The following is a 9,409-nucleotide window of genomic DNA, read 5'->3' on the forward strand; positions in this document are numbered from 1 at the left end:
GCTGGCCGAAGGGTCGCGGGATGGTGACGATCTGGATCGGTCACGTGATGCTGTGCGTGTCGTACGTGGCGATCATCGTGCAGTCGCGCGTGAAGGAGATGAACAAGTCGCTGGAAGAGGCGGCGCTCGATCTGGGCGCGACGCCGCTGAAGGTGTTCTTCGTGGTGACACTGCCGCTGATCTCGCAGGCGCTGCTGTCGGGCTGGCTGCTGTCGTTCACGCTGTCGATCGACGACCTGGTGCTGTCGGCGTTTCTTTCCGGGCCGGGCTCGACGACGCTGCCGCTGGTGGTGTTCTCGCGTGTGCGGCTGGGGCTGAACCCGGAGATGAATGCACTGGCGACGCTGTTCATCACGGCCGTGACGATCGGCGTGATCGTCGTGAACCGGATGATGATCGCGCGCGAACGGCGCCGCATCGCCGACATGAAGGCGGCGTTCGCGGTGGCGTGACGCCTCGCCTCCTGCTTCAACGATAACAAGCACTGCAGACAAGCAATACGCGCTGCCCCAGGGGGGGCGCGCGATTCGATTCCGATTTGACAGGCGCACGACAAGGAGAATCCGCAATGAAGAAGAAACTGATCTGCCTGCTGGTGGCCGGCGCGTTGCCGGGCATCGCGCTGGCCGACTCGACATCCGCCGAGATCAAGGCGCTGCAGGCGCAGGTCATGGCGCTGCAGAAGCAGATGAAGGCGATGCAGGCGCAACTGTCGGCGAAGGGCGGCACCGCGACCGCGCAGGCCGGCACGAAGGCCGGAGCCGGCGCCGGTGCGGCGCCGGTCGCCGTGGCCGTCGATCCGAGCTCGCCGGACTACGGCAAGGCGCAGGCCACGCTGACCAACGACGAAGTCGGCGAAATGAAGCAGCAGATCGCGAACCAGCAGCTGAAGGTCGACTCGCTGACGGACGCGGCCAACACGGGCCCGCTCGCCGGCCTGTCGGTGACGGGCTACATCGACCCGACCTACATGTACAACCGCGCGGCCGGCACGTCGTCGTTCCTGTTCGCGAACCACGAGAACGCGTACAACTACTTCAACAGCACGTTCGGCGATCTGTACCTCGACATCAAGAAGACGTTCGGCGTCGGCCCGATGGCGCCGTCGGCGGAAATCACGCTGATGCCGAACCGCGGCAACGGCATCACGCTGCTGCAGAACTCGCGCGGCTCGATCACCGACAACCTGCTGAACACCGCGGTCGTCAACGTGCCGATCACCGCCGAAACGACGCTGGTCGCCGGTTTGATCCCGAGCTTCGGCGGCTACGAGGTGCAGCAGTCGAACCAGATGCTCACGCTCACGCACAACCTGCTGTACGATTTCTCGGATCCGGGCAGCTACGTCGGTATCGGCGCGAACTACACGAAGGGCAACTGGGCGTGGAAGTTCTTCCTCGGCAACGAGCAGTACCGCACGTACGGTTCGGTCACGACGACGGGCACCAACGCGCTCGGCGATCCGATCACCACCAGCAACAAGGTGCCGACCTTCACCGCGCGCGCGGACTACACGTGGTCGAGCGCGCTCGATCTCGGCGGCTCGTTCAACATCGGCCGCCAGACGCTCTCGAGCGCGATCGATGCGAATGGCGTCGTCCACTACGGCCCGGGCGGGGCGGCACCGAGCGGCTATGGTTCGTTCTTCTTCGGTGAACTCGACGCGACCTACACGCTCGCCGATATTCAGTACAACGCGGAAGTCGACTACGGCCGTCAGCAGCATGCGGCGTTCAACGGCGGACTCGCGCAGTGGTACGGCCTGTCGCTGCTCGCGCACCGCAAGTTCAACGCACCGGTGGTCGGCCGCATGGGCGTGACGCTGCGCTACGACCTGCTCGCCAACTCGAAGAACGGCGGCGGCGGTGGCGGCATCGCGCTGAACGGCAACGGGATGGACCCGAACAACGGCTTCGGCGTCGACGCGGACTGCCTCGCGATGTCGAAGGCCGGTGGCGGCCTGGGCTTCGAGTGCAAGGGGGCCGTGCGCCAGGATGTCGCGCTCGACCTGCTGTTCTATCCGACCCAGCAGATCACCGTGAAGGTCGAATACCGCCACGACTGGGCGAACAACAAGGTGTTCCTGCGCAACGACGGATCGTATGGCAAGTCCAACGACCTGCTCGCGACGCAGTTCATCTATTCGTTCTGACGCAGCTCGCGCGGGACGCCGTGCCGCGCGCACGGCGTCCCGCGCCGTTTTTACCGGCCGGATGACGGTGCACGCTGCCCCGCCGCCGGCTGCAACGAGGGAGTCGGATTCATGACGCAGTCTTTCACCCGCCGCGCCGATGCGCTCGCGCGCGACTCGTACTACGAAGCGACGGCCGTGCGCCCCGCCGTGGACGATCCCGTGCTCGACGGGACGATCGACGTCGACGTCTGCGTGATCGGCGCCGGCTTCGCGGGCCTGTCGACCGCGCTCGACTGCCGTGCTCGCGGGCTGTCCGTCGCGGTGATCGACGCGCACCGGCCCGGCTGGGGCGCGTCGGGTCGCAACGGCGGCCAGGCGATCACCGGCTTCGCGAAAGACGAGGAGATCGAGCGGCAGCTCGGCGCCGACGGCGCGCGCGCCGCGTGGTCGCTGTCGCTCGACGGCGTCGCATTGCTCGCCGAGCGGAGCGCGCGTTACGGGATCGACTGCGACTTCACGCGCGGCTACCTGACGGTCGCGACGAAGCCGCGCCGCATCGACGACCTGCACGCGTGGATGGAGGCCGCGTGCCAACGCTGGGGCCATCCGTCGCTGTCATGGCTCGACACTGGCGAGATCCGTGCGCGCATCGCGTCGACACGCTATCTCGCGGGCGGCTACGATCCGCTGTCGGGCCACCTGCATCCGCTCAAGTACTGCCTCGGCCTTGCCGATGCCGCCCGACGCGAAGGCGTCGCGCTGTATGCGCATACGCCCGCGCTCGACGTCGTGCGCGGTGCGCGGCCCGTCGTGCGCACGCCGTCGGGCGACGTGCGCTGCCGCTTCGTCGTGTCGTGCTGCAACGCGGGCCCCGGCGGCGTATTGCCGGCCGCGACGGCTGCCCGCATCGCGCCGATCGCGTCGTACATCATCGCGACCGAGCCGCTCGGCCAGGCGCGCGCCGACGCGCTGATCGCACAGCGCGAAGCCGTGTGCGACAACAACTTCTTCCTCGACTATTTCCGGCTGTCGGCCGACCACCGGATGCTGTTCGGCGGCCGCGCGAATTCGGCCGGCGCGTCGCCCGCCACGCTTGCCGAAACGATCCGGCGCCGCATGGTCGGCGTGTTCCCGCAGCTCGGCGACGTGCGCGTCGACCACGCGTGGGGCGGCTTCGTCGACGTCACGCGCAACCGCGCACCGGATTTCGGCGCACTCGACCCGAACTTCTTCTACGTCCAGGGCTTCAGCGGCCACGGTGTCGCGCTCACCGGCATTGCCGGACGCGCGGTCGCCGGCGCGATCGCCGGCGACACGCGCGCGTTCGACCTGTTCGCGCGCATGCGGCACCGACGCTTCCCCGGCGGCGACGCCTGGCGGCAACCCGCGCTCGAACTCGGGATGCTGTATCACCGCGTACGCGAGCTGTTCTGAGCCCACTTTCTCCGTTCTCCTGACCATGCAGACATTCGCCAACCAGCCGCACGTCGCGTCCTATTACGCGGCGACTGCCAACGATACGACCCGCCACGCGCCGCTCGCCGGCACGATCGATGCCGACGTGTGCGTGATCGGCGCGGGCCTCACGGGCCTGTCCGCCGCGCTCAACCTCGCCGAGCGCGGCCATTCGGTGACCGTGCTCGAAGCGTCGCGGGTCGGATGGGCGGCGAGCGGCCGCAACGGCGGCCAGCTGATCGGCGGGTTCGCGTGCGACATCGACACGTTCGGGCAATTCATGCCGGAAGGCGACGTGAAGCGCGTCTGGGACATGGGGCTCGAAACGCTGTCGCTCGTGAAGTCGCGCATCGCGCAGCACGACATCGACTGCGCGCTGGTGCCCGGCTACCTGACCGCCGCGAACACCGAGCGCGACGCCGACGCGCTGAAACGCTGGCGCGACGAAGCCGCGAAGCGCTTCGGCTACGACCGCTTTCACTTCGTCGAAGCCGACGAACTCGGCGACTACGTGCAGTCAGAGCGCTATTGCGGCGGCCTGTACGACCCGGACAGCGGTCACCTCCATCCGCTCAACTACACGCTCGGCCTCGCCCGCGCGGCGACCGATGCGGGCGTGCGCATCCACGAGGACAGCTGCGTGACGCGCGTGCGCGACGTCGCGGGCGGCCATGTCGTCGAGACGAGCGGCGGCAACGTGCGTGCGCGCTTCGTCGTGCTCGCATGCAATACCTTCGTCGGCACGCTTGCGCCCGCGCTGTCGAAGAAGATCATGCCGGTCGGCACCTACGTGATCGCGACCGAACCACTCGGCGACGCGCGCGTCGCCGCGCTGATGCCTGCCCGCGCGGCGATCTGCGACAGCCGCTTCGTGCTCGACTATTTCCGGCCGGCGCCCGACTCGCGGCTCGTGTGGGGCGGCAAGGTCAGCTATTCGACGCGGGAGCCGCGCGATCTCGCCGCGGCGATGCGCGCGGACATGCTGAAGACGTTCCCGCAGCTCGCGGACGTGAAGGTCGACTACGCATGGGGCGGCTTCGTCGACATCACGATGAACCGCGCGCCGCACTTCGGCCGCATCGCGCCGACGATGTATTTTGCGCAGGGGTTCTCGGGACACGGCGTGAACACGACTGCGCTCGCGGGCAAGCTGATCGCCGAGGCGATCAACGGACAGGCAAGCCGCTTCGACCTGTTCGACAAGATCCGCCATCGCGACTTCCCCGGCGGCGAGGCGCTACGCACGCCGGCGCTGGTGCTCGCGATGAGCTGGTACCGGCTGCTCGACGCGTTCGGCGTGCATTGAGCGACGGCCACCTCAACGAGAAACGGCCGCGCCGAAGCGCAGCCGTTCCTTTGCCGCCGTGCGCGACGCGCGCCCGCTAGTCGGCCACCTTCTGCCGCATCGTCACGAACTCCTCGGCCGCGGTCGGGTGAATGCCGATCGTGTCGTCGAACTGCGCCTTCGTCGCACCCGCGCGAATCGCGATCGCGATGCCCTGGATGATCTCGCCCGCATCGCGGCCGACCATGTGCGCGCCGACCACGCGCTGGCTGTCGCGCGCGACGACGAGCTTCATCAGCGTGCGCTCGTCGCGGCCCGACAGCGTATGGCGCAGCGCCTTGAACGACGTGCGGTAGATGTCGACGTCGCCGTCGTACAGGTCGCGCGCGGTCGCCTCGGTGAGGCCGACCGTCGCGACTTCGGGCTGGCTGAACACCGCCGACGGCACCCACTCGTGATCGGCCGCGACGCGCGACCCGCCGAACAGCGTGCGGGCGAGCAGCCCGCCGTCGCGCGTCGCGACCGGCGTGAGCTGCGGCCGCGACGTGACGTCGCCGATCGCATGGATCGACGGCACCGACGTCGCCGAATACGCGTCGACGGCAATCGCGCCGCGCGCGTCGAGCGCCACACCCGCCTGTTCGAGCCCGAGCCCGTCGACATTCGGCACGCGGCCGGTCGCATAGAGCACCTGGTCGTACGGCCCGTGCCGCGCATCGCCGACGCGCACGCTCAGCGTGCCGTCGTCCGCGCGCTCGATCGACTCGACCACCGAGCGTGCGTGGATCGTGACGCCCTGCTTCGTCATCTCGTCGGTCAGGAACTGGCGCACGTCGTCGTCGAAGCCGCGCAGGATCTTCTCGCCGCGATAGAACAGGTCGACGTGGCTGCCGAAGCCGTTGAAGATGCCCGCGAACTCGACCGCGATATAGCCGCCGCCGACCACCGCGATGCGTTTGGGCAGCGCGGCAAGCGACAGCGCCTCGCGCGACGTGATCGCGTGCTCGATGCCCGGCCGCGCCGGCATCGACGGGCGCGAGCCGGTCGCGATCGCGACATGGCGCGCGCGGATCGTGCGGTCGCCGATCGCGACCGTGTGCGCATCGACGAGCGTCGCGCGCCCCGCGTGCATCTCGACGCCCGATTGCCGCAGCAGGTTGATGTAGATGTCGCTCAGCCGGTTGATCTCGCGATCCTTCGCGGCGATCAGCGCGGGCCAGTCGAGCGTGCCGGCGCCGAAGGTCCAGCCGAAGCCCTTCGCGTCCTCGACTTCATGCGGGTAGTGCGATGCATAGACGAGCAGCTTCTTCGGAATGCAGCCGCGCAGCACGCAGGTGCCGCCGATCTGCTCTTCTTCCGCTATGCCGACACGCGCGCCGTATGACGCGGACATGCGCGCAAGCCGCACGCCGCCCGAGCCGGCGCCGATGACGAACAGGTCGTAGTCGAATTCCATCGCATTCCCTCATCGCAGTTCGGATGAAGGCACGATAGCAAGATTCCGGAATTCTTGCGGCGCATGGTGCGGCCAGGCGCGCGCCCAATAAAAAACGGCGAGAGACGTTGCCTCTCGCCGGTCAAACCGGCTGCCGGGTGTGTCATGCGTCACCGATCGACCGCATGCCCGACCTGCCGGCTGCGCGGCACCGGTCCGCCCGGGCGCGCGAAGGGCGCACCCACGGCCGGACCAGCCGCCATGCTCATGCCTGCGACGTGTCGCTGCCGTCCGTCGCCTGCGTGTCGTCCGCTGCCTGCTCGGGCTGATCTTCCTTCTTCTTTTCGACCAGGCCTTCGAGCGCTTCCGCACCCTTGAAGCCGGCGACGGCGGCTGCCGCCTTGGTCAGCAGGCCCGCATCCGGATCCAGCTTCTCCGCGCCTTCGACAGCGGCGACTGCGCCAGCGATTTCACCCACGGTGTTCAGGATACCCATCGTCATCCCCTTTCAAGAAAATCGTGAGCGCATCGTCCCACGAAAAAAACCGGCGGACCGCGATTGTCATCACCGGATACACAAGTTACGCACCAGGCCGGCCGCACTCGCCGAGCGCCACCGGAACGACGCACGCGCACGCCTGACGGCACGCAACGGGCGATGCACGCAGCGTAGCGGAAAGGCTTCGCGCGCACTGTAAAAGTATGTTCTGGATTGCCGACGGAACCCTTACGGCGCGGGGGTCTCGTGATGAAGCATTCGCCGAATAGTCGAATGCGCGTATGAAGGTCGCGTGACGAAAAAAAAGAGGCGCCTCGCGGCGCCCCTTCGATGCATGCCGGACGATTGCCGGCCCATGCGTTCCGACGTTCGTCAGAAGATATTGCGCAGGCCGATCGCGATGCCGGTCTGGTTGCTGCGACCCGGCAGCTCGACGTTCGCCGCGCCGTTCGTCTTGTTGAAGTCGACGGTGCCGTAGACTTCCGTGCGCTTGCTGAGTGCGTACTCGGCGATGCCGACGATCGCGTAGCGGTTGCCGCTCGCGAGCGTGCCGTTGGTGGTCATCGCATTGCGCATATGGTCGTAGTAGAACGCGCCCGTCAGCGTCAGCGGCGCGCTGACCTGCCAGCTCACGCCCGCGAACGGACCGTCGTCGATCCGGCCGGTGCCCTTCGCGACCGGAATCGACTGCTGCGCGAGCAGGCTGTCGACGAAGCCCGTGTCGTCCTTCGAGCGCAGGTAGCCCGCGTAGATCTTCGCCTTGCTGAACGCATACACGACGTTCGCGTGGTAGATCGTCTGCTTGCGCGCCGAGTTGTCGCTGTTCTGCTGCGCACCGGCCGCGATACTGAGCGGACCCATCACGTACGACAGCGACACGCCCCACGCATTGCCCTTGCCGAGCGAGCCCGGGATCTGGCCCGAGAAGCCGCCCGCGCCGGTCGATTCGTAGTTGGTGCCGGTCGAGTACATCGCCTTCGCGGTCAGGCCTTCGAACTTGCCCGTGTACTTGATCTGGTTGTCCGCATACAGGCCGCCGCCGAGTGCGACCGGCAGCCATGCGTTTTCGAGGTAGTTACCGACGGTCAGCGGATCGTAGGTGTCCGACAGCAGGTCGAACAGCGGCGTCTTCTGGCGGCCGAGGGTCACCGTGCCGTACGGGCTCTGCAGGCCGACGTACGCTGCGCGGTTGAACAGGCGGCCGCTGTCGGCGAATGCGCCGTTCTGCAGGTTCACGCCGCTCTCGAGGTTGAACACGGCCTTCAGGCCGCCGCCGAGATCTTCCGTGCCGTAGATGCCGAAGCGGCTGTTCGTGATCGCGCCGTTGGTCATCGACAGCAGGCCGTCGTTCTTGGCGTTCGCGTTGGTCAGGTAGCGGATGCTGGCGTCGGCGACGCCCCAGAGCGTGACCGAGCTTTGTGCGGCCGCGTACTGGCTGGCGAATGCGAGCGCGGCGCCCCCTGCGATGGCTGCGAGTCGGGTGGTCTGCTTCATGAGCTTTCCTTTTTGTAGGTGTCTCCATTCATGGCCGGCCGCGTGCGCAGCCGGGTGGCGATCGCTCACGTTCTTGGCGCGCGCGATGTGGGCTGAATCATATGACGAGTGCAATCGCTGAAAGAAATTGAAATGCGCGGTAACGGCGGAACTGTCGCCCGCGCACAACGCTGAGCGTGCGAGGCTTGCCCGGCGGGCGTCGGGCGCCGCATGGCAGCGACCGCTTGCGCGGCTTACGGCATGTCGGGACTGTAAGGATCGTGCAGCAAGTGCCGCGCTACGGGCGCACGTACGGGCACACGCACGGGGCGCACGCCGTGATGCGCCCGCAGGATGCGCGGTCAGGCCGCCGGCCCGCCGTCGGCCGTGTGCCGACGCCACGCACGTCGCACGATTTCCGCGAACGCGCCGACGAGCAGCAGCACGGCGCCCCACAGCGCGACCTCCGGCACGAGCCGCGTGACGAGGCCGCCGACCACCGCGCCCGCGAGGAAGCAGCAGCTGATCGTCGCGAGCAGCGCCGAGTCGTGCAGCGCACCCGCGTCGTAGCGCGGGATCAGCCCGACGAACAGCTTCTGCGCGGCGCGCCGCAGGTTGCCGGTGGTCATCACCGACGTGTACGACAGTTCCTCGAGGTGGGTGAACGACAGCGTCTGCAGCGTCGCGACGAACGAGATGCCCGGAATCAGCCACGCGCTCGACGCGCCGACGAGGCCGCTCGCGGCGACACCGAGAAAGGCGATCTCGACGAGCAGGCTCGCGAACGCCGTGTGCTTCATCCAGCCGCGCTGCGCGGCGAGGCCGAGCAGGTGCGCGACGAACACCGCGATCACGAAGCCGACGAGCGGCGGCACGTGATGCAGCGCGGCGGCCCATTCGCCGGCCGACAGGTTGATGCCGAGCAGCGCGACGTTGCCGGTCATCGTGTTCGCGAACACGTGGCCGTGGCCGACATACGTGTACGCGTCGAGGTAGCCGCCGGACAGCGTCAGCAACGCGGCGACAGTGAGATTGCGGCTGGCGCCGTCGAGATCCATCGAGCCTCCCGTGGTGCGCGCCGCCCGGCCGCGCGCGGCGGGCGGTGCGAAATTCAGTCCTGCCGGCCGG

The 9,409-nt window shown here is 68.0% G+C and carries 8 protein-coding genes; 4 read left to right on the top strand and 4 right to left on the bottom strand.

The genetic code is table 11. The annotated features are described in order from the left end of the window. The 4 genes from G3N93_RS26620 to G3N93_RS26635 all read left to right on the top strand — a co-directional run. Window positions 1-452: ABC transporter permease subunit (locus G3N93_RS26620; protein ID WP_206134306.1), on the top strand; the 452-nt coding region annotated here is incomplete at its 5' end. A 116-nt stretch (window positions 453-568) separates the two neighbouring features. After that, on the top strand, window positions 569-2,152 hold the full coding sequence (locus tag G3N93_RS26625) for a DUF3138 family protein (RefSeq protein WP_174937574.1): 1,584 nt from the start codon (window positions 569-571) through the stop codon (window positions 2,150-2,152). 111 nt (window positions 2,153-2,263) lie between these two features. Beyond that, window positions 2,264-3,568, top strand: coding sequence for an FAD-binding oxidoreductase (locus G3N93_RS26630; RefSeq protein WP_206134307.1), 1,305 nt, complete (start codon window positions 2,264-2,266; stop codon window positions 3,566-3,568). A gap of 25 nt (window positions 3,569-3,593) precedes the next feature. Continuing rightward, the gene (locus G3N93_RS26635) at window positions 3,594-4,895 is read left to right on the top strand and encodes an FAD-binding oxidoreductase (protein WP_206134308.1); all 1,302 of its coding nucleotides are present in this window, start codon (window positions 3,594-3,596) and stop codon (window positions 4,893-4,895) included. A gap of 76 nt (window positions 4,896-4,971) precedes the next feature. Here the strand turns inward: G3N93_RS26635 and gor are convergent, their stop codons facing one another. The 4 genes from gor to G3N93_RS26655 form a co-directional block, all read right to left on the bottom strand. Next, window positions 4,972-6,330: a glutathione-disulfide reductase gene (gene gor, locus G3N93_RS26640; RefSeq protein WP_206134309.1), complete on the bottom strand. Its 1,359-nt coding sequence runs from the start codon at window positions 6,328-6,330 to the stop codon at window positions 4,972-4,974. 244 nt (window positions 6,331-6,574) lie between these two features. Next, a complete protein-coding gene (locus G3N93_RS26645; RefSeq protein WP_174937566.1) occupies window positions 6,575-6,805 on the bottom strand; it encodes a hypothetical protein in 231 nt (76 codons plus the stop codon). A 375-nt stretch (window positions 6,806-7,180) separates the two neighbouring features. Then, window positions 7,181-8,302, bottom strand: a complete 1,122-nt coding sequence (locus tag G3N93_RS26650; RefSeq protein ID WP_011353454.1) for a porin — start codon at window positions 8,300-8,302, stop codon at window positions 7,181-7,183. 341 nt (window positions 8,303-8,643) lie between these two features. Further along, window positions 8,644-9,339: a YoaK family protein gene (locus tag G3N93_RS26655; RefSeq protein ID WP_206134310.1), complete on the bottom strand. Its 696-nt coding sequence runs from the start codon at window positions 9,337-9,339 to the stop codon at window positions 8,644-8,646. Window positions 9,340-9,409 lie beyond the last annotated feature (70 nt).

This window comes from Burkholderia sp. Se-20378 (assembly GCF_017104665.1).
In the GTDB taxonomy this organism is placed as follows: domain Bacteria; phylum Pseudomonadota; class Gammaproteobacteria; order Burkholderiales; family Burkholderiaceae; genus Burkholderia; species Burkholderia lata.

Excerpts from the sequence above, each read along its gene's own strand:
- G3N93_RS26625 (WP_174937574.1), top strand. The coding sequence starts at position 569 with ATGAAGAAGAAACTGATCTGCCTGCTGGTGGCCGGCGCGTTGCCGGGC.
- G3N93_RS26630 (WP_206134307.1), top strand. The coding sequence starts at position 2,264 with ATGACGCAGTCTTTCACCCGCCGCGCCGATGCGCTCGCGCGCGACTCG.
- G3N93_RS26635 (WP_206134308.1), top strand. The coding sequence starts at position 3,594 with ATGCAGACATTCGCCAACCAGCCGCACGTCGCGTCCTATTACGCGGCG.
- gor (WP_206134309.1), bottom strand. The coding sequence starts at position 6,330 with ATGGAATTCGACTACGACCTGTTCGTCATCGGCGCCGGCTCGGGCGGC.
- G3N93_RS26645 (WP_174937566.1), bottom strand. The coding sequence starts at position 6,805 with ATGGGTATCCTGAACACCGTGGGTGAAATCGCTGGCGCAGTCGCCGCT.
- G3N93_RS26650 (WP_011353454.1), bottom strand. The coding sequence starts at position 8,302 with ATGAAGCAGACCACCCGACTCGCAGCCATCGCAGGGGGCGCCGCGCTC.
- G3N93_RS26655 (WP_206134310.1), bottom strand. The coding sequence starts at position 9,339 with ATGGATCTCGACGGCGCCAGCCGCAATCTCACTGTCGCCGCGTTGCTG.